Source organism: Streptomyces sp. NPDC018947 (genome assembly GCF_044390505.1).
In the GTDB taxonomy this organism is placed as follows: Bacteria; Actinomycetota; Actinomycetes; order Streptomycetales; family Streptomycetaceae; genus Streptomyces.
In genome coordinates, this window is sequence record NZ_JBIRZD010000012.1 from 236,988 (window position 1) to 255,893 (window position 18,906).

General features: G+C 74.6%; 20 protein-coding genes and 2 pseudogenes. 13 read left to right on the forward strand and 9 right to left on the reverse strand.

The annotated features are described in order from the left end of the window. Positions 1-80 precede the first annotated feature (80 nt). Complete coding sequence (locus ACH499_RS23470) at positions 81-923, forward strand: MBL fold metallo-hydrolase (protein ID WP_399018106.1); 843 nt, start codon at positions 81-83, stop codon at positions 921-923. 45 nt (positions 924-968) lie between these two features. On the opposite strand, the gene ACH499_RS23475 is transcribed toward ACH499_RS23470, so the two are convergent. Both ACH499_RS23475 and ACH499_RS23480 read right to left on the reverse strand, forming a co-directional pair. Beyond that, positions 969-1,586, reverse strand: a complete 618-nt coding sequence (locus ACH499_RS23475) for a hypothetical protein (protein ID WP_399018109.1) — start codon at positions 1,584-1,586, stop codon at positions 969-971. 129 nt (positions 1,587-1,715) lie between these two features. Next, a complete protein-coding gene (locus ACH499_RS23480; protein ID WP_399018110.1) occupies positions 1,716-2,117 on the reverse strand; it encodes an SRPBCC family protein in 402 nt (133 codons plus the stop codon). 168 nt (positions 2,118-2,285) lie between these two features. On the opposite strand from ACH499_RS23480, the gene ACH499_RS23485 reads away from it, so the two are divergent. Beyond that, positions 2,286-3,461 carry a PP2C family protein-serine/threonine phosphatase gene (locus ACH499_RS23485; RefSeq protein WP_399018112.1) on the forward strand — a complete coding sequence of 392 codons (1,176 nt, stop codon included), beginning with the start codon at positions 2,286-2,288 and terminating at the stop codon, positions 3,459-3,461. Positions 3,462-3,489: 28 nt separating this feature from the next. Here ACH499_RS23485 and ACH499_RS23490 read toward each other — a convergent pair whose 3' ends face one another. Beyond that, positions 3,490-3,819: a hypothetical protein gene (locus ACH499_RS23490; RefSeq protein WP_399018114.1), complete on the reverse strand. Its 330-nt coding sequence runs from the start codon at positions 3,817-3,819 to the stop codon at positions 3,490-3,492. Between the two features lie 150 nt (positions 3,820-3,969). Between ACH499_RS23490 and ACH499_RS23495 the strand changes: the two genes are divergently transcribed. Genes ACH499_RS23495 through ACH499_RS23505 form a run of 3 tightly spaced genes read left to right on the forward strand, consistent with a single transcriptional unit; the run spans position 3,970 to position 5,683 of the window. Continuing rightward, positions 3,970-4,665 carry a nucleotidyltransferase family protein gene (locus ACH499_RS23495; protein ID WP_356200330.1) on the forward strand — a complete coding sequence of 232 codons (696 nt, stop codon included), beginning with the start codon at positions 3,970-3,972 and terminating at the stop codon, positions 4,663-4,665. Beyond that, positions 4,662-4,958 carry a BON domain-containing protein gene (locus ACH499_RS23500; protein ID WP_356200328.1) on the forward strand — a complete coding sequence of 99 codons (297 nt, stop codon included), beginning with the start codon at positions 4,662-4,664 and terminating at the stop codon, positions 4,956-4,958. The genes ACH499_RS23495 and ACH499_RS23500 overlap by 4 nt, the downstream gene beginning before the upstream one ends. Continuing rightward, a complete protein-coding gene (locus ACH499_RS23505) occupies positions 4,958-5,683 on the forward strand; it encodes a metallophosphoesterase (protein WP_356200326.1) in 726 nt (241 codons plus the stop codon). Before ACH499_RS23500 ends, ACH499_RS23505 begins: the two co-directional genes overlap by 1 nt. Here the strand turns inward: ACH499_RS23505 and ACH499_RS23510 are convergent. Continuing rightward, positions 5,662-5,936, reverse strand: a pseudogene (locus ACH499_RS23510) (GNAT family N-acetyltransferase); the annotation flags it as partial. The gene ACH499_RS23505 and the pseudogene ACH499_RS23510 sit on opposite strands and share 22 nt — an antisense overlap. Positions 5,937-6,269: 333 nt before the next feature. On the opposite strand from ACH499_RS23510, the gene ACH499_RS23515 reads away from it, so the two are divergent. Continuing rightward, positions 6,270-6,803 (forward strand): DoxX family protein, encoded by a 534-nt coding sequence (locus ACH499_RS23515; RefSeq protein WP_356200324.1) that lies wholly within the window; start codon positions 6,270-6,272, stop codon positions 6,801-6,803. A gap of 86 nt (positions 6,804-6,889) precedes the next feature. Beyond that, entirely contained in the window at positions 6,890-7,453 is a 564-nt protein-coding gene (locus tag ACH499_RS23520) for a hemerythrin domain-containing protein (protein ID WP_399018117.1), read from the forward strand. 199 nt (positions 7,454-7,652) lie between these two features. Here ACH499_RS23520 and ACH499_RS23525 read toward each other — a convergent pair. Beyond that, a pseudogene (locus ACH499_RS23525) lies at positions 7,653-8,679 on the reverse strand (NAD-dependent epimerase/dehydratase family protein). A gap of 510 nt (positions 8,680-9,189) precedes the next feature. On the opposite strand from ACH499_RS23525, the gene ACH499_RS23530 reads away from it, so the two are divergent. Beyond that, on the forward strand, positions 9,190-10,449 hold the full coding sequence (locus ACH499_RS23530; RefSeq protein ID WP_399018119.1) for an MFS transporter: 1,260 nt from the start codon (positions 9,190-9,192) through the stop codon (positions 10,447-10,449). 158 nt (positions 10,450-10,607) lie between these two features. Here the strand turns inward: ACH499_RS23530 and ACH499_RS23535 are convergent, their stop codons facing one another. Next, entirely contained in the window at positions 10,608-11,132 is a 525-nt protein-coding gene (locus ACH499_RS23535; protein ID WP_356200317.1) for a hypothetical protein, read from the reverse strand. Positions 11,133-11,375: 243 nt separating this feature from the next. On the opposite strand from ACH499_RS23535, the gene ACH499_RS23540 reads away from it, so the two are divergent. Then, positions 11,376-12,707, forward strand: coding sequence for an SLC13 family permease (locus tag ACH499_RS23540; protein WP_399018121.1), 1,332 nt, complete (start codon positions 11,376-11,378; stop codon positions 12,705-12,707). A gap of 18 nt (positions 12,708-12,725) precedes the next feature. On the opposite strand, the gene ACH499_RS23545 is transcribed toward ACH499_RS23540, so the two are convergent. Continuing rightward, complete coding sequence (locus ACH499_RS23545) at positions 12,726-13,049, reverse strand: hypothetical protein (protein WP_356200314.1); 324 nt, start codon at positions 13,047-13,049, stop codon at positions 12,726-12,728. Between the two features lie 89 nt (positions 13,050-13,138). Here ACH499_RS23545 and ACH499_RS23550 point away from each other — a divergent pair, with 89 nt between their 5' ends. Further along, complete coding sequence (locus ACH499_RS23550) at positions 13,139-14,008, forward strand: fructosamine kinase family protein (RefSeq protein WP_399018123.1); 870 nt, start codon at positions 13,139-13,141, stop codon at positions 14,006-14,008. A 3-nt stretch (positions 14,009-14,011) separates the two neighbouring features. Here ACH499_RS23550 and ACH499_RS23555 read toward each other — a convergent pair whose 3' ends face one another. Together ACH499_RS23555 and ACH499_RS23560 are read right to left on the reverse strand one after the other, a co-directional pair. Further along, positions 14,012-15,670 (reverse strand): catalase, encoded by a 1,659-nt coding sequence (locus ACH499_RS23555; RefSeq protein WP_356200310.1) that lies wholly within the window; start codon positions 15,668-15,670, stop codon positions 14,012-14,014. Positions 15,671-15,922: 252 nt separating this feature from the next. Next, positions 15,923-16,159 (reverse strand): hypothetical protein, encoded by a 237-nt coding sequence (locus ACH499_RS23560; protein WP_356200308.1) that lies wholly within the window; start codon positions 16,157-16,159, stop codon positions 15,923-15,925. Positions 16,160-16,313: 154 nt separating this feature from the next. Between ACH499_RS23560 and ACH499_RS23565 the strand changes: the two genes are divergently transcribed. Genes ACH499_RS23565 through ACH499_RS23575 form a run of 3 tightly spaced genes read left to right on the forward strand, consistent with a single transcriptional unit; the run spans position 16,314 to position 18,863 of the window. Continuing rightward, the gene (locus ACH499_RS23565; RefSeq protein WP_399018126.1) at positions 16,314-16,973 is read left to right on the forward strand and encodes a TetR/AcrR family transcriptional regulator; all 660 of its coding nucleotides are present in this window, start codon (positions 16,314-16,316) and stop codon (positions 16,971-16,973) included. A gap of 7 nt (positions 16,974-16,980) precedes the next feature. Further along, positions 16,981-17,769, forward strand: a complete 789-nt coding sequence (locus tag ACH499_RS23570) for an SDR family NAD(P)-dependent oxidoreductase (RefSeq protein ID WP_399018128.1) — start codon at positions 16,981-16,983, stop codon at positions 17,767-17,769. Positions 17,770-17,822: 53 nt separating this feature from the next. Then, a complete protein-coding gene (locus ACH499_RS23575) occupies positions 17,823-18,863 on the forward strand; it encodes an NAD(P)-dependent alcohol dehydrogenase (RefSeq protein WP_399018131.1) in 1,041 nt (346 codons plus the stop codon). The last annotated feature ends 43 nt before the right edge of the window (positions 18,864-18,906 follow it).

Consider the following 18,906-nt stretch of genomic DNA (forward strand, 5'->3'; position numbering starts at 1 on the left):
GCGGGTGCGGGGTACTCCCCGCTGCCCCGAGGATCCGGGCCCGCCGGGTCCGGTGAGCACTCCCGGACAGGAGCACGCTGATGTCCCCGTCCCCCGACGACTCCCTGCGGATCCACTTCATCGGCAACGCGACGGTGCTGCTCCGGTACCGCGGGCTGACCCTGCTGACCGATCCGAACTTCCTCCACCGCGGCCAACGGGCGTACCTCGGCCACGGGCTGACGAGCCGGCGCCTGACCGAGCCGGCCCTCGACCCGCGCGACCTGCCCGAGCTGGACGCCGTACTGCTGTCCCATCTGCACGGCGACCACTGGGACCGCGTGGCGCGGCGGCACCTGTCGCGGTCGCTGCCGGTCATCACCACCCCGCACGCCTCGCGCAGGCTCCAGGCAGTGCACGGATTCCACCGGGCCGTGGGACTGCGCACCTGGCAGGAGGAGACCGTGCGGCGCGGTGACGCGCAGGCACGCGTCACCGCGCTGCCCGGCCGGCACGCCGGTCACCCGGCGCTGCGGCGGCTCCTGCCACCGGTGATGGGAAGCCTGCTGGAGTTCGGGCCGGCCGCCGGGCCGCCGGTGCACCGGCTGTACGTGTCCGGGGACACGCTCCTCTTCGACGGCCTGGACGAGATCGCCCGGCGCTTCCCCGAGGTGGACCTGGCCGTGCTGCACCTGGGCGGCACCACGCTGCCGGGCGGCTTCGTCGTCACCATGGACGGCCGCCAGGGCGCGGAGCTCGCGCGACGCCTGGACCCTCGGCTGGTCCTGCCGGTGCACTACGACGACTACACCGTCTTCCGGTCGCCGCTCGACGCCTTCCTCGCCGAGGCCGACCGCAGGGGGCTGGCGGACCGGATCGTGCACTGCCGGCGCGGCGGGAGGGCGACGCTCACCCCGGGCGGGGGGCCGCCCGTCGTGACGTAGCGCGGCCAGGAGCGGCGGGCCGGGCGGCCGGCCCGCCGGCGCGGGTCAGTACAGCTCGGCGACGGCGGTGACGGTGGTCTTCTTGAAGTCGGCCACCTGGGCGTGCTGGAATCCGCCCATCTGCCCCCACCGCACGACCGTCACGGTGGTGCCGTCCCGGCCGACCGAGAACAGGCCGATGTCCGAGGCGCCCCACGAGGAGACCGTGTGGACGCCGTGGACGTGGGCGCCGTCCTCCACGTTCAGCCGGCCGTAGTACTTCTGCGTGGCGGTGATGTCGGGGTACTGCTCCATCACCTTCCGCGCGCAGTCGTCGAGGTCCTTGCGCAGCAGGGCCGCGAACTCCTGGGCCCGCCGCGTGCTGCGCTCGACGACCGTGACCTGGAGGGCGCCGGTGTCGTACTCGGTCCAGTAACGGCGGTGGGAGGCGGTGGAGGGCAGCGCCTCGCCCACGCACATCGGCAGCGGGTCGGGCCGCCCGGCGGTGACGGGCCCGGCGTACCAGTCGGAGGCGGGGTGCGGCGGCAGCTCGGACGGCTCCAGGAAGGCGGGCGGGGCGGAGCCGGACGTCGCCGCGGTGGCCGGGACGGCGGCCACGGCGAGCGCGGCGCCGGTCGCGAGCGCGGCCACGGCGACACGGACTTCTCGGGTGCGGACGTGCATGTGTTCCCCCAGGGCGGTTCGTCGGAGTCGTTCGGGTTTTCCCTGTACGACCCGCCACGACCGTGAGGGGTTGCCCTGCCGCCGTGCGCCGGTACGGACCCGTTCGTCACCGTCCGGCGCCCGCGCCGGTCAGCCGGCGGCGGGCCGCACCTGCTCCTCCAGGCGGCGCAGGCTGGCGTCGAGGGCGTCGGCGACCGCCCGTTCGCCGGGGTCGTGGGCCTCGTCGAAGAACGACAGGTGCACGGTGACCTCGCTGGTCCCCTCGTCGAGGCCGGCGACCTGGAGCCAGCCGGCGTAGGAGCCCTGGTCGCGGGTGCCCCATTCGAGCCGCATCTGCTCGGGGCGGGCGCTCAGCAGCGCGGGGGTGTCCTGGTCGGTGTGGTCCTCGTGCACGGTGACGACGGGCGGTTCGTCGATCTCCACGTGGAGTTCCCCGGGGAGCCAGGTGTCCAGCCGTCCGACGTCCGAGGCCCGGTCGAAGACCAGCTCGGGCTGTGCGGGCATGGTGCGGGAACGCTCGTACTCGGTCATGGGGCACCTCTCCTCGGCGCTCGGGTTCGTCCGACGGACCGCGTGCCCGGTCTGCGGGTGCCGAAGCGTCCCGCGTGGATCCGCTCGGCGCGCGGGCGCCCGAAGGCGGTGCCAGACTGCTGCGCAGTGCGCCCCCGGCACGGCGGTGATGCGACGAGGGGAGACGAGGTGGCGACCTCAGAGGCGAGCGACGCGCTGCTGGACTTCCTCGCCGATCCGGCCCATCTGACGCTGGATCTGGCCACCGCCGTGGACCGCTGCGCGAAGGCGCTGGGGCTGGAGCACGCCGGGGTCTACCTCGTCGACCTCCAGCAGCGCTGCCTCGTGCCCCAGACGGACGTGGCCGAGCGGGTGCCCGTCGACGGGTCGCTGGCGGGCTGGGCGTACCGGACGCAGTCGATGCGGGTGGAGGAGTCGGGGACGGGCGGCGTCAGGGCCTGGTACCCGCTGCTGGACGGTGCCGAACGGCTCGGCGTCCTGGCCGTGACCCAGACGGCCTTCACTGCGGCCTCGCTCGTGCGCGGCAAGGCGCTCGCCTCCCTGCTGGCCATGCTGATCACCTCCAAGCGGGCCTACGAGGACTCCTACGTGCGGCACACCCGCACCCAGCGGATGCGGCTCCCCGCCGAGATGCTGCGCGCCTTCCTGCCGCCGCGCACCATCGGCAACGCGCGGGTGGTCTCGACGGCCGTGCTGGAACCGGCCTACGAGCTGGGCGGCGACGCCTTCGACCACTCGCTGACCGAGACCACGCTGCACGTCGCCGTCCTGGACGCGATGGGGCACGACCTGGCCTCCGGGCTCACCAGCGCGGTCTCCCTGGCGGCCTGCCGCAACGCGCGGCGCAACGGCGCCGATCTGCCGGAGCTGGTGGAGTCCGCCGACCGGGCGCTCGCCCGCTGGCTGCCGGACAAGTTCTGCACGGCGGTCGTCGCCCAGCTCGACCTGGCGACGGGGCTGCTGCGCTGGAGCAACTGCGGCCATCCGTCGCCGATCCTGATCCGCGGCGACCGGCTGATGACGGACGCCATGGAGCGCGAGGCCGATCCGCCGATGGGCGTGCCGTCCCTCCTCGTGGACCGGCCGCGCCACACCCACGAGATCCGCCTGGAGCCCGGGGACCGGGTGCTGATGTACACGGACGGCGTCATCGAGGCCCGCGGCGGAGAGGCGAGGCTGATGGGACTCGAACTGTTCGCCGACTACGTCATCCGTGCCACCGGCGGCGGGGAACCGGCACCGGAGTCGATGCGCCGCCTCATCCACTCGATCCTGGACGCGCAGGAGGACCGGCTGCGGGACGACGCGACACTCCTGATGTTCGAGTGGCGCGCGGCCGGCTGACTCCCGGGCCGGGTGGCGGCCGGAGCCGTCAGACGCTGTGTCCCCGGGCCCGCAGCCAGGCGTGCACGGTGTCCTTGTCGGCCGGGGTGATGCGGACGGGGCTCTCGATGTAGGGCCCCTCGTCCTCGCTGAAGCCGGTGTCCGTGACGCGCGCGGTGACCCAGGTGGCCAGGTCCTGCGCGGACCGGTCCGGCAGGGCTCCGCGCTCCCAGCCGGCACGGGCCGTTTCCGCCGCGGCGGGGTCGTGCCGCGCGGTCTCCTCCAGCCAGGCCGCCACCAGCCGCTCCACGGTCCCCCGCTCCTCGTCGTCCCGCTGCCGCCCGTGCCCGTCGTTCCTGCCGTCGTGTGCGTCGTTCATACGGGCCGGGTGCCCGGAATCGGCCGGGCACTCTTCCGCAGGCGCGGACCGCGGTGCGGCCCCGTGTCGGCGGTGCCACGCCGGGTACACGGAACCGGGCGACGGCCGGTCCGGTCAACGGAAGGCGACAGCCCGGAGAGGGGACACACGATGACGCAGCCCGCCGACGATCACGCTCTCGAACGCACCGGCGTTTCCGAGCTTCGTCCGGCGGCGGGGGAAGCCCAGCCGGCCCCCCGCGACGACGTACCGCACGAAGAACTGCCGGTCGACCGCAACCAGGCCATCCTCCAGGCCGCCAAGCAGGTGGGCGCGATCCTGAAGAAGGAGGGGCATCCGTTCGCGCTGGCGGGCAGCGTCGCCGTGTACGCGCACGGCGGCACCCAGAACCTCCAGCACGACGTCGACTTCTGTATCCGGCCCGAGGACGCGGACGCGGTGGCCGGCACCCTGCGGGAGGCGGGCCTGGAGGTCTACACGCCTCCGGAGGACTGGCTGCTGAAGGCCAACTGCCTGGGGCAGCAGGTGGACCTGATCTTCGAGCTGGCGCACCGTCCCGTCACCTCGGACCTGCTGGACCGGGCTCAGGAGCTGTCCGTGGACTCGGTCCTCATGCCGGTCCTGTCGCCGACGGACCTGCTGCGCGGTCTGCTGGCCGCGTTCTCGGAGCACCACTGCGACTTCGGGGCGGTGCTGCCGATCGCCCGGACGCTGCGGGAGAAGATCGACTGGGAGGAACTGCGCCGCGACTGCGCGGACGCCCCGATGCCCGCCGCGTTCTTCTTCATCCTCGAACGGCTGGAGATCATCTCCCCGGCCTCCCCCGCGAAGGAGGAGCAGCGATGAGCGACCCCGTCGCACGCCGGGGGCCCGCCGCGAGCGGCCCCCCGCCCGCCGCCGAGAACGTCGAGTACCGCATCGCCCATCTGCACGACCGGCTCGCCGCCGAAGAACTCGGCGAGCTCGGGGTGCGGGCCGAGATCCGGTCCGGGGCCGTCGCGGTCACCGGCACGGTGCCGTCCGCGCAGTGCCGCGACACCCTGCTGCGGATCGTGCGGGAGGAGCTGGCCGGGCTCACCGTGCACAGCGACATCCTGGTGGCCGACACCACCCGTCCCGACCACGCGGAGGAGCTGTGATGGTGCGCGTCGCCGCCGTGGGAGACATCCACATGGGCCCCGAGAGCCAGGGCCTGCTCAGGCCCGCCTTCGAGACCCTGCCCGACTGCGCCGACCTGCTGCTGCTCGCCGGTGACCTCACCCGGCACGGCACGCCGGAGGAGGCCCGCGTGGTGGCCCAGGAGGTGCGTGACCTGCCGGTGCCCGTGGTGGCCGTCCTCGGCAACCACGACCACCACGACGAGCAGCCCGAGAAGGTCGCCGCGCTGCTCCAGGACGCCGGTGTGACGGTGCTGGAGGGCTCGGCCACCGTCGTGGAGTGCGGCGGGACGCGGGTCGGGGTCGCCGGGGCCAAGGGGTTCGGGGGCGGGTTCGTGGGCCGCAGCGCCGGCGAGTTCGGCGAGCCGCTGATGAAGGAGTTCGTCCGCACCACCCGGCGCTCGGCGGACAGTCTGCGCACCGCGCTGGAGGAACTCGACGGCCGGGGCTGCGCGGCACGCGTCGCCCTGACCCACTTCTCCCCCGTGGCCGACACGCTCGCCGGTGAGCCGCTGGAGATCTATCCGTTCCTCGGCAGCTACCTCCTGGCCGAGGCGATCGACACGGCCGGTGCGGACCTCGCGGTCCACGGCCACGCGCACCTGGGCTCGGAGCACGGCATGACGGCCGGCGGGGTGCGGGTGCGCAACGTGGCCCAGCCGGTGATCCGGCGGGCCTTCAACGTCTACGAGCTGCACGCGGGCTGACGGTTCCCCCTCGGCTCGGTCGTCCGCCCGAGGCAGGTGACGACCGCGGGGTCGAGACCGGGCGCCCGGATCTCGTGGAAGCCCATCCGGTCGTAGAAGGCGCGGGCGGGACGGTTGGCCGCCCCATGACGAGGTGGACGGCGGGCACGTCACGCTCGCGCAGCGCCCGGCAGAAGGTCTCCATCAGCGTCCGTCCGTGTCCGCGTCCCTGCCACTCGGGCAGCAGGTCGATGTGCAGATGGGCGGGGTGGGCGGTGCGCACGCAGATGTCGTCGAGGGCGGGGGCGTCGGCGGGACGGTGGGGGCGCACGGCGGCGGTCACGGTCACCGCGGCATCCTGCCCGCCCCGGACCGCTCCCCCAAGGCTCCCCGGGCACCCGCGGGCGCTGCGCCGAATGCGCCGGGCCCGCACCGTCCCCGGCAACGCGTCGCCGTGACCGCCGACCGGCCGTGACCTGCGCGAAGGCCGCACCGGCCGGGGCCGGCGGACGCCGGGTGCGCGCCGGGTGCCGAATGGCGCCGCCGGGCCGGGGCACCCGATGATCCCGGTAGGCACAACACCCCCGGCAACCCTGGAGAGAGCGTCATGAGTCTTCTGCGTCTGGCCGGCCGGCCGATGCTCGCCTCGATGTTCGTCGCAGGCGGCCTGCAGTCCCTGCGCAGTCCCGGAGACGTGGCGCCGGTGGCGGAACCCGTCGTCCGTCCCGTGACCAACCGCGTGTCCGTGCTGCCGGACAGCGCCGAACAACTCGTACGGCTCAACGGCGCCGTGCAGGTGGTGGGCGGCATCATGCTCGGTCTCGGCCGCTTCCCCCGGCTGTCCGCGCTGGCCATCGCCGCGACCCTGGTCCCCACCACCCTGGCGGGGCACCGCTTCTGGGAGTCGGACGAGCCCGGCGACCGCACCCAGCAGCGCATCCACTTCCTCAAGAACCTGTCCATGCTGGGCGGACTGCTGATCGCCGCCGACGACACCGGCGGCGCCCCCTCGCTGATGTGGCGCGGCCGGCACGCAGCCAAGGGCCTGCGGCACGAGGCCCGTACGGTCCAGCGCTCGGTGCGGGCCGCGGCACGCCCCGCGGCCGCGGCGAGCGGTGTGCGGGCCAAGCTGGGCGTCTGAGGGGGCATGGGCCCGGCGCGGGCGGGGACCCGGCGCCCGTGGCGGGTCCGTCCCGTGAACCGTCACGACCCGACTGGAGGTGCACCGTGGGACACGGAGGAAACGTCATCGACGAGCTGACGACCGATCACCGCGAGGTCGAGGAGCTCTTCGGGAAGATCGAGGCGCTGCCACCCGGTCACAAGGACCGCAAGCTGTACGCCGACCAGGCGACGATCGAGCTGGTACGGCACTCGGTGGCTGAGGAGGCGTATCTCTACCCGGCGGTCCGCGAGCACGTGGCGAACGGGGGTGCTCTGGCCGACAAGGAGCTGGAGGACCACGCCGAGGCCGAGCAGATCATGAAGGACCTGGAGGGCTGCGCGGCGGACGACCCCGAGTTCGACCGGCTGATCGGCAAGCTGATGAGCGAGATCCGTGAGCATGTCGCGGACGAGGAGAACAACCTCTTCCCCCGGCTGCGCGAGGCGTGCCCGCCCGGGGCACTGGACGAGCTGGGCGACAAGGTCCGGCAGGCGAAGAAGACGGCGCCGACGCGGCCGCACCCCGCCGCCCCGGACAAGCCCCCGATGAACAAGCTGCTGGCACCGGGCGCGGGCATGGTCGACCGGGTGCGGGACGCGCTGACGGGACGGGGCAAGTCCGGCTGATCGCGCGATGGCGTGACCTGACGACGACGGCGGTTCCCGGGTCCGGATCCCGGGAGCCGCCGTCGTGCGTGGGCAGCGGGGCGCGACCGTGACGCCCGGCGGCCGGGACAGCGGACGGCGGCGTCACGCAGGCCCGGGCGGGCGCCGCCGGCATGCCCCGGCGCGCAGACGTCCCGCCGAGCGCGCCGGGGCGTGAGTCTCACATCCGCCACTCCCCCGCGCGCTCCGTCGTCGTCGGCACCGGCTCGGGCGCGTGGCGGAAGGCGGCGACGGTGCGTTCCAGGCCGTCCTGCCAGGTGACGCCGGGCAGCCAGCCGAAGATCTCGCGGGCGAAGCCGGTGACGGGCCGGTCCGGCGCGGCGGGCGCTCCCTGGGGACCGGTGAAGACGAGCGGTGAGTCGGAGCCGGTCAGGCCGATCACGTGCCGCGCCAGTTCCAGGGCGGTCGGGGCCTCGTCGCCGCCGATGTCCACGGGCCGTACCGAGCGGCCGGCGGCGACCCGCAGTATCCCGTCGGTCATGTCGTCGACGTAGCACAGGGGGTGCCGGTAGCCGCCGTCCCCGGCGACGGTGACGGGCTGCCCGGCGAGTGCCTGCTCGATGAACGCGGCCGGCGGTGTGCCGTCGCCGGTCCGCATCCCCGGCCCGTATCCGCCGAACAGCCGCACGATCCCCGCGTCCAGACCGTGGGCCGCCGCGTGGGCGGCGGTCAGGGCCTCGGCGAACCGGACGGCCTCGGCGCAGGTGCCGTGCGGGCCGACCGGGTCGCTGCCGGGGCCGGGGTCCTCGCGGTACGGGACTCCGGGGCGGACCGGCGGGGAGGAGGCGAGGAGGAACCGCGCGCCGTCCCGCTTCGCGACGGCCAGCGCGGCACGGGTGCCGAGGCTGCCCGCCTCGAGCAGTTCCACGGGCCGGTCGGGCCAGGCGGCGGTGCACTGCGGGCCGGCCAGGTGCAGGACCAGGTCGTAGGGGCCGGTCAGGGCCCGCGCGCGGGCGGGCTCGGCGATGTCGCCCTCCAGGAAGCGGAAGCCGGGGCGGCCGGCCAGAGGGGCCACCTTCTCGGCCCGCCCGGTGGAGAGGTCGTCCAGGCAGTCGACTTCGGCTCCCGAATCCAGCAGCCGGGGTGCACAGGGGGGAGCCCAGGAACCCGGCGCCGCCGGTCACCAGGACGCGGCCCCAGGGCACGCGGGCCCCGTCCGGGCCGGTGAACGCCGCCATCGGCATCATGAGGACGACCTTCCTTCCTCCGCCGCGCCGGCAGGACGCGTGACGAGCGTGGCCCGAGTGCCCCACGGGGTCGCTTTCACTCTCCGACGCCTGCTGCGGCCGTCCCCCGAGCCCGGCGGCGTGCGGGAGAACGGCATCGGCGGCTGTGGCGGCCGTCACGGACACCGGCGCTCCGGGCCGCCGGTCCGGGGCCTGTGATCAACCACACTCGGGCGGCGAAGTGGCCGACTCGGTGCGGTGGTTGGCTTCCCGGTGCCCGGCGCGGACCGGCCGGGCGGCGACGACTCGGCCGTCCCTTCTGCCACGATGGTCGGCGCCGAATCCCGGCTCATCGCAGTGGCCGCGCAGCGCAGCCGGCGTCCTGCTCCGTCTCCCTGTCCCTTCCGGGTCCTCCGACTCGCCTTCGAGTGGCGCACTGTGTCTTCTTCTCCCGCCCCAGCCCTGCCGGCCCCCGCGCCGCCTCCCGTGTCCGCGTCCCGCTCGCCGTGGCGTTCCCTGCGCTACCGCAGCATGCGCTGGTGGTCCGTGGCGAACTTCGTGTCGAACGCCGGTACGTGGATGCAGCTCACGGTGCAGAACCTGCTGGTCCTGCAGATCACCGGGTCCGCGGCCACGACGGGTCTGTCGATGTCGGTGCAGGCCGCGCCCGCGCTGCTGATCAGCGTGTTCGGCGGCGCGGCCGTCGACCGCTGGCCGCGGAGGCTGACCGCCGCGGTCAGTCAGGCGCTGCTCGGCACGGTGGCCTTCGTGACGGCGGCCCTGGTGGCGCTGGACCGGCTGGACGTGCCCACGCTGATGGTGCTGGCCGCCGTCACCGGCGTCGTCGCCACCGTCGACGGCCCGGCGTGCTCCCTGCTGGGCAACGACCTGGTCCCGCCGGAGGACGTGCCGTCCGCCATCGGCGTGGGCGCGCTGGTGCACCAGGCGGGCCGCCTCACGGGCGCCGCGCTGGCCGGTGTGACGGTCGGTTTCCTCGGTACGGCCGCCGCGTACGCCGCGAACGGCCTGTCGTTCCTGTTCGTGGCCTCGGTGATCCCCTTCCTGCGGCCCGCCCGCGGCGCGGTCCGGGCGGCCGGTGCCGCGGTACGCGGGAAGCGGGGCCGGCGCGCCGCGGACGGCGGCATGAGCGTGCGGGAGGGCCTGGCGTTCTTCGCGCGCCGCCCCCGGCTGCTCGCGCTGGCCGGTGTCACGGGGGTCAGCGCCGTCTTCGGACGCAACTACCAGCTCACCCTGGCCGTGCTCGTCACCGGTCCGCTCGCGGGCGGTGCGGGTTCGTTCGGCACCGTCTCCACCGTCCTCGCCGTCGGCGGCATCGTCGGCGCGCTGCTGGGCGCCCGGCTGCGCCGCCCCTCGGTGCGGGTGGTGGGCGCGCTGGCGGCGGCGGGCGGTCTGCTCCAGGTGGTGGCGGGGATGTCGCCGTCGCTGGCCGTCCTGCTGGTCATGGTGCTGCCCATGGCGGTGGTCGAGTCCGTCTCCGACACGGCGGGCACGGCGGTCCTGCAGACGGACCCGCCCGCCCACATGCGGGGCCGCGTGCTCGGGGTGTGGGGCAGCATCGGCACGGTGTGGAGCCTCGGGGGGCCGCCCGCGCTGGGCCTGCTGATGGAACTGGCCGGGCCGCGCGGCGCGCTGATCGTCGGCGGCCTGGTCATCGCGGGCGCCATCGGCACGGGCCGGCTCCTGCACGGCCGCCGGACCACGGCACCGGTGGTGGTACGCACCCCGGACGAGGACCTGCCCGACCGCACGGCCCTGCAAGCGGCGGCGTGAGCCTGACCGGCCGGGGCGGCGCAGGGGACGTGAGCCTGACCGGCGGGGCGCCACGGGGGGCGTGAGCCTGACCGGCCGGGGAGGGCGAGACCGCCCTCGGCCGGAGAAGCGACGGCCCGGGCCCCGCCCGCCGGGGGGCGTGTCCCCGCGTGGTCCGGTCAGGCGACCAGTGCCGAGCCCGGCTTCAGCCGGTCGATCAGTTCGTCCAGGTGGAGTTCCGCGACGGAGGCGAGCAGGTCGGGGTGGCGCAGGAGCGCTGCCGCCGCGCGGTCGCGGTCGTCGGGGGCGAGCAGGCGGCGGAACTCGACCGGTGTCCCGGCGGCGGCCGCCCCGCCGAGTGCCGCGACGGCGAGATCGGCCAGCTCGGGGTCGGTGAGCAGGCAGGCGGCCCAGCTCGTCACCACCTCGTCCACCCAGGTCCGCCAGGCGTACCCGTCCAGGTCGGCGGCCGGAGTGCCGTCCACGCCGGTGATCCAGTCGAGCCGGGCGGAGCCGCCGGGGCCGGACATGGTCATCAGGGCGGCGTCCATCGCCGTGGGGTAGCGCAGCCGGGCCGCGACCGTCACGGCCTGCCGCGCCTGCACCTCGCACAGGGCGGAGGCCAGCGCGCCGCCGGACGCCGGATAGGCGCACGTGAGCCACTGGGTGGTCGCCGCGATCACCGGGGAGAGATCTGCCTGCACTGCCGGACCGTCCGTACTGCTCGTCGGGGGGACTGGGGCTTTGGCCGTGGCCATGGCGTCGTGCGACGGGAGCCCCGCGGAAACGGTAGCGGGCGGCGCACCCGGCGGACCATGGCCCCGGTCCCGTCCGGAACGTGGCCTCGGCCACATCCGGAGCCGGTCCGTCGGGGCCGCGCCGGGTGCACCCCGCCGGAGGTGTCATCCTGAACGCGCCGTTCACCGGGTGCCCGCCCGGCTTCTGGTGTGGAGGAGAACCCCCTGAGTACCGCCCTCGTCCCCGAGGCCGTGTCGGTCGCCCTGCTGCTGGGCGTGCTGGCCTTCGCCCTGCTGCGCCCCCGGGGCCTGCCGGAGGCGGTGGCCGCCGTGCCCGCCGCCGCGTTGGCCGTGCTGCTGGGCACGGTCACGCCGCACGAGGCCTGGGAGCAGACCCGTACGCTGCTGCCGGTCGTCGGCTTCCTCGCCCTGGTGCTGATGCTGGCCCACCTGTGCGCGAAGGAGGGCCTGTTCGAGGCCGCCGGCGCCGCGGTGGCCCGCCGGTGCGGTGACAGTCCGCGCAGGCTGCTGGCGGGCGTGTTCGCGGTGGCCTGCGTGGTCACCGCCGTGCTCAGTCTGGACGCCACCGTCGTCCTGCTCACCCCCGTCGTCCTCGCCACCGCGGCCCGCTCCGGAGCCCGGGCCCGCCCGCACGTGTACGCCACGGCGCATCTGGCGAACTCGGCCTCGCTGCTGCTGCCGGTCTCCAACCTGACGAACCTGCTGGCGTTCACGGCCAGCGGCCTGACCTTCACCCGGTTCGCGGCGCTGATGGCGTTGCCCTGGCTGGCCGCGATCGCCGTCGAGTACGTCGTGTTCCGCCGCTTCTTCCGCGCCGACCTGGCCGCGCCCGTGACCGGGCCCGCACCGGCGCTCGTCCCCGCCGCGGCCCCGGCACCCGGTGGCGTCGGGGCGCCGGACGCTCCCGACGCGGGTCCCGCCGTGCCCCGCTTCACGCTCGTCGTCCTGGGCCTGACGCTCGCCGGGTTCGCCGTGACCTCCCTGGCGGGGCTGGCGCCGGCGTGGGCGGCGCTGGCCGGGGTCGTCGTGCTCGGCCTGCGGGCGCTGTCCCGGCGCCACGTCGCACCCCGGGAGCTGGTGGGCGCCGCCGCCCCGCAGTTCTGCCTGTTCGTGCTGGCCCTCGGCGTCGTGGTGCAGGGCGTGGTGTCCAGCGGCCTGGCCACGGGGCTCGCCCGTCTGCTGCCCGAGGGCCCGTCGCTGGCGGCCCTGCTCGGCGTGGCGGTGGTGGCCGCGGTGCTGGCCAACGTCATCAACAACCTGCCGGCCGTCCTGGCGCTGCTGCCGCTGACCGCGCCCGCCGGACCGGGCCCCGTCCTCGCCGTGCTGATCGGCGTGAACCTGGGTCCCAACCTGACCTACGTCGGTTCGCTGGCGACGCTGCTGTGGCGGCGCGTCCTGCACCGGCACGGCGTCGAGGCGGAGCTCGGCCGGTTCACCCGCCTCGGTCTGCTCACCGTGCCCGCCACGCTCGCCGCCTCGACCGTGGCCCTGTGGATCATGCTGCGCCTCATGGGGGCGTGACACCGGCCGCCCCGGCGCTCACCAGACGGGACCGGCGAGGGCCGGGCGGCGTACGGCCTCGGCGGCGTCCCGCAGATGCAGGGCCACGGTGATCAGCGCGCGCAGCGCGGAGGGGCGCAGGCTCTGGGCGCTCTCGGCCGCCAGCACCAGCAGGCAGCCGGCGGCCTGCTCGACCACGGGGACGGAGAACGCGAAGTCGTCCCCGTCGGCCCCGCGGAAGGCCCGCCAGGGGGTCGCGGCGCCGTCGATGGACTTCTTGACCGCCTGTTCGAGATGGAGTGCGGCCTGCTCGCACACGGGAGCGGGCAGGACGATGGTGCGATGAAAAGCTGAACTGGTCATAGTCCCACTGGTCCCCCGCCACCGGGGCGTTCGATCGACCGGGCAAGCGTTTTTCACCGGGTCGGCGGTGCGGCCGTAGGGTGACCACCATGCCTTCCGCACCCTCGCCCTCGGCCGCCGCGGCCCGGTTCACCGGCCGGTCGGCAACCGGTGGGCGCCGGCTCTCCGGGACGCTCGCCGAGGTCGCCCTCGACGACGGGCGCACGGTGATGGTCAAGCGCGGCGAGGGCGCCGGTGCCGCGCGGGCCGAGGCGGCGGGGCTGCGCTGGCTGGCCGGCGCGGGCGCGGTCCGGGTCCCCGCGGTGCACGGCGACGACGCGGAGTGGCTCGTCACCGACCGGGTGGAGCAGGGACCGCCGGGCGCCGGGGCCGCCGCCGCCTTCGGCCGGGATCTGGCCGCCCTGCACGCCGCCGGGGCGCCCGCGTTCGGGGCCCCGCCGCCGGGCGGGCCCCGGGAGGCGTACATCGGGCTCGCCCCGATGCGCAACGTCCCCGGGGACACGTGGCCGGGCTGGTACGCCGAGCACCGGGTGCTGCCGTATCTGCGACGCGCGGTCGACGCGGGGACCCTCCGCTCCGCCGAGGCGGCCGACATCGAGCTGGTGTGCGCGCGGCTGCCCCGACTGGCCGGTCCCGCGGAGCCGCCGGCCCGGCTCCACGGCGACCTGTGGAACGGCAACGTGCTGTGGGGCGCCGACGGGCACGTCCGGCTGATCGACCCCGCCGCGCACGGCGGCCACCGCGAGACCGACCTGGCCATGCTGCGCCTGTTCGGCTGCCCGCACCTGGAGCGGATCGTGGACGCCTACCAGGAGGCCGCTCCGCTCGCCGACGGCTGGGCCGGACGCGTCGGCGTGCACCAGCTCTTCCCGCTGCTGGTGCACGCCGTGCTGTTCGGACGCGGCTACGCCGAGCGGGCCGTGGCGGCGGCCCGGGCGGCGCTGCGGTCCGCGGGGTGAGCGTCAGCGCGTGACGACGTGCCGCTCGTCGGGGACGCAGTGGGTCATGGTCAGGCCCTCCACGTCGCGCGGCGGGTTCTTGCCGAGGTTGGCCAGGCGCTCGCGGTCCTCGTCGGTGAGGTCCTGGCTCGCCAGGGGCTCCAGGTGCGACACGTCCTGGGGGCTGATCCCGATGCCCTCGCCGACCCGCAGGCCGAGGTCGTTCTCGACCAGCAGGAAGTGCCACACCATGCGCTCCTGCACCGGCCGGTCGCACTGGGAGAGCAGGTTGACGAAGTTCGCCACCAGGTCGTCGCGCTCCCACTGCTCCATCAGCAGGTAGCGCTGCCCGGCCTGCTGGTAGTCGTTGGCGCGCGGGATGCGCTTGCGGGTGAGCCGGCCGTGGATCTCCGGTCCCTGCTCGTCATGGGTCGGGTACTGCGCCTCGCGCAGACCGCCCATGATCGACGGCTCGTAGTTGACGAGGGGGTTGTCGCCGCCGCCGTCCTGGTCGTACGCCATCAGGCCGTCGCGCTGGTTGGTGCGGACCTGCGCGTTCTTGGGCTGGTTGACGGGAAGCTGGAGGTAGTTCGGGCCGACCCGGTAGCGCTGGGTGTCGCTGTAGGAGAAGGTGCGGCCGACCAGCATCTTGTCGTCGGAGAAGTCCAGGCCGTCGACGAGGACACCGGTGCCGAAGGAGATCTGCTCGTTCTCCGCGAAGAAGTTATCCGGCATCCGGTCGAGCACCATCCGGCCGACCGGCTTGGGCGGGAAGTCCTGCTCGGGCCAGGTCTTGGTGTCGTCGAGCGGGTCGAAGTCCAGTTCCGGGTGGTCGTGGTCGTCCATCATCTGGACGAGCAGTTCCCACTCGGGGTACTCACCGCGGGTCACCGCGTCGTAGAGGTCCTTGGTGGCGTGGCCGAGGCTGTGCGCCTGGACGTTGGCGGCGTCCTCCTCGGTCATGCTGCGCACGCCCTGCTTGGGCATCCAGTGGTACTTGACGAGCTTGGTCTCGCCCGCCGCGTTGACCCACTTGTACGTGTTGACGCCGAAGCCCTGCTGGTGGCGGTAGTCCGCCGGGATGCCGCGCGGGCTGAACAGGTTGACCAGCATGTGCATGCTCTCCGGCGTCTGCGACATGAAGTCGAAGATGCGCCGCGGCTGCTGCTCGAAGGTCACCGGGTCCGGCTTGAGGGCGTGGATGACGTCCGGGAACTTGATCGCGTCCCGGATGAAGAAGACGCCCAGGTTGTTGCCGACGAGGTCCCAGTTGCCGTCCTCGGTGTAGAACTTGACGGCGAAGCCGCGGGGGTCGCGGGCCGTCTCGGCGGAGTCGCGCCCGCCGATGACCGTGGAGAACCGCACCGCCAGGTCCGTGCGCTTGCCCCGCTCCTGGAACAGCCTGGCCCGCGTGTAGCGGTCGATGGGCTCGTCGCCCCAGGCGCCGTACGCCTCGAAGTACCCGTACGCCGTCACCCCCCGGGCGTGCACGACGCGTTCGGGGATGCGTTCCCGGTCGAAGTGGCTGATCTTCTCCAGGAACTGGTAGTTCTCCAGCGTGGCGGGGCCGCGTGCGCCGACCGTGCGCTGGTTCTGGTTGTCGTAGACGGGGTGTCCCTGCCGGTTGGTGAGCACCTTCCGGTCGTCGCCGGGGGCCGGTCCCTGGCTCGATACGTCCGTCATCTCTCGTGGGCTCCTTCGACTCGTGGCCGCCGTCGGACGCGGCCCTGAGCTGCGAGGCGGCCGTCGGCCGCGCACATGGGCGGCCCGGGTACCCGGGCGCACGGTGTCCGTCACACCCCAGTCTGGGCAGGTTCGGGGCCTGTGTCGTGCGGGCCGGTGCGTCAGGGCGAGGGGCCCGGCCGCCGCGGCACGGCGAGGGCCCGGACACCGGGTGGTGGCGGTGTCCGGGCCCTCGGCGCGGCGGTCGCGCCGTCAGCCGCCGTCGAGCCGCGAGCGCAGCAGTTCCTTGCCCAGTTCGGCGCCCTTGCGGCTGTCCGCCTGCGCCTTGCGGAACAGCTCCGCGACCTCGTTGTCCTTGGTGCGCTCCGCGTCCTGGATGTACGTCTCCAGACGCAGCGCGTTGTTCAGGCACGACTCGACGTACCAGATCAGGTTGTAGTCCTTGTCCTGCGTGCCGGTCACGCCGCCGGTCTCCGTGCCGCCGGTCATGGGGGCCTCCCTCCGTCGGGTTCGTTCCGCGGTCCGGGCCCGGGTACCCGTACGCACCCGGGGCACACGGCCCGGAACGGCCGGCGCCAGCCCCGAAGATGTCCCACCGGGCCAGATGTCCCACTGGGACATTTCCGGGTGTACGCTCGGCGGCATGACGGCAGCGAAGCCCCCCACCGAGGACCGGCGGCAGCGCAAGGCGCGGCAGACCCGCGACGCGCTGGCCACCGCCGCCTGCGACCTGATCCTGGAGCACGGGCCGGCGGCGACCACGGTGGAGGCCATCGCCGAGCGGGCGGACGTCACGCGCCGCACGTTCAGCCGGCACTTCGCCGGCAAGGAGGACGCCGCTCTCGACTTCGTCCGCCGTGACGGCGACCGCATCAACGCGCTGCTGCGCCGCCGTCCGGCCGGCGAGCCGCCCCTGCTCGCCTACCGCAGGGCGGTGCGCGACTGGCTGGCCGACCGGGACGACCCCGCCTGGCACGTGCGTCCGCGGATGCGCCGGCTGCTGTCCCTGGTGGACAGCGAGCCCGCCCTGTTCGCCGCCTACCAGCGCATCCGCGTCGACGCCCAGGAGGAGTCGGTCCGGATCGTCGCCGACCGGCTCGGCACCGACGACGCCCGGGACGTGCGCCCGGCCGCGATCGTCGACGCCGCCGCCGGGACCCTCGTCGCCGCCCTGCGCCTGTGGGCGCGCGACGCCGGGGAGGACCCGGGAGCCGCAGACCTCGCCGCCCTCGTGGAGCGGGCCTACGACGCCCTGACAGCGGAGGCCGCGGCCGCGGCCCCCGACAGCACCACCGAAGAGTGAGAACAGCATGAGCACCACCGGCACCACCCCCGCCGCGACCGACCCGGCCGAGTTCTCCGGCCGCACCGCCCTCGTCACCGGCGCCGCCTCCGGCATCGGCCTGGCCACCGCCCGCCGCCTGGGCGCCGCCGGGGCGAACGTCGTCATCGCCGACCACAACGCCGAGGGCGCCGAGAAGGCCGCCGCCGCTCTCGTGGCCGAGGGCATCCGCGCCGCGGCCGTCGAACTGGACGTGACCCGCCCGGAGTCCGTCGAGGCCGCCGTCCGCTTCACCGTCGACACCTTCGGCGGCCTGGACCTCGCCGTGAACAACGCCGGCATCGGCGGCCCGAGCGCCCCGACCGGCGAGTACGACGTGGAGGCCTACCAGCGCGTCGTGCGCACCAACCTCGACGGCGTCTTCTACTCGATGCGCTACGAACTGCCCGCCATGGAGGCCGCCGGCAAGGGCGGTGCCATCGTGAACGTCGCCTCCATCCTCGGCTCGGTCGCCTTCGCCGGTTCGCCCGCCTACGTCGCCGCCAAGCACGGGGTGGTCGGGCTGACCAAGACCGCGGCCGCCGAGTACGCCGCCAAGGGCATCCGCGTCAACGCGGTCGGCCCCGGCTTCATCGACACCCCGCTGCTGAAGTCCATGGACGAGGCCGCCTACCGGGGCCTGGTCGCCCTGCACCCGGCCGGCCGCCTCGGTCGCGCCGAGGAGGTCGCCGAGCTGATCGCCTTCCTGCTGTCGGACCGGGCATCCTTCGTCGCCGGCAGCTACCACCTGGTCGACGGCGCCTACACCGCCGTCTGATCCTCAGCCACCCACTGGTGAGTCACGGGGGGACGGAACAAAGGAGTCCGGTCATGAAGGCACTGCAATACCGCACCATCGGCGCCCCGCCCGAGGTGGTCACCGTCCCCGACCCGGAGCCCGGCCCCGGCCAGGTGCTGCTGAAGGTCACGGCCGCCGGGGTCTGCCACTCCGACATCGCGGTGATGAGCTGGCCCGCCGAGGGCTTCCCCTACGAGCTCCCGCTCACCCTGGGCCACGAGGGCGTCGGCACGGTCGCCGCGCTCGGCGCCGGGGTGACGGGCCTCGCGGAGGGCGACGCGGTCGCCGTGTACGGCCCCTGGGGCTGCGGGACCTGCGCCAAGTGCGCGCAGGGCAAGGAGAACTACTGCCTGCGCGCCGACGAACTGGGCATCCGCCCGCCGGGCCTCGGCCGCCCCGGTTCGATGGCCGAGTACCTGCTCGTCGACGACCCGCGGCACCTGGTCCCGCTGGGCGGGCTGGACCCGGTCGCCGCGGTGCCGCTGACCGACGCCGGGCTGACGCCGTACCACGCGATCAAGCGGTCACTGCCCAAGCTGGTGCCCGGCTCGACGGCGGTGGTCATCGGCACCGGCGGCCTCGGCCACGTCGCCATCCAGCTCCTGCGCGCCCTGACGTCCGCCCGGGTCGTCGCCCTGGACGTCAGCGAGGAGAAGCTGCGCCTGGCCCGCGAGGTCGGCGCGCACGAGGCGGTGCTGTCCGACGCCGAGGCCGCCGAGGCGGTGCGCGAACTCACCGGCGGGCGGGGCGCCGAGGCCGTGTTCGACTTCGTCGGCGTGGCCCCGACGGTGCGCACGGCGGGCGCCGTCGCGGCCGTCGAGGGCGATGTCACGCTGGTCGGCATCGGCGGCGGCTCGCTGCCCGTCGGCTTCGGGACGCTGCCCTTCGAGGTGTCCGTCACCGCCCCCTACTGGGGCAGCCGCGGCGAGCTGATCGAGGTGCTGGACCTCGCCCGTTCGGGTGCCGTGTCGGTGCACACCGAGACGTACTCCCTGGACGACGCCCCGCTCGCCTACGAGCGGCTGCACGCGGGCCGGGTGAGCGGGCGTGCGGTGATCCTGCCGCACGGCTGATCCGCCGCCCGGCCGGCGTGGAACGGCCGTAGGGGGCGCGACC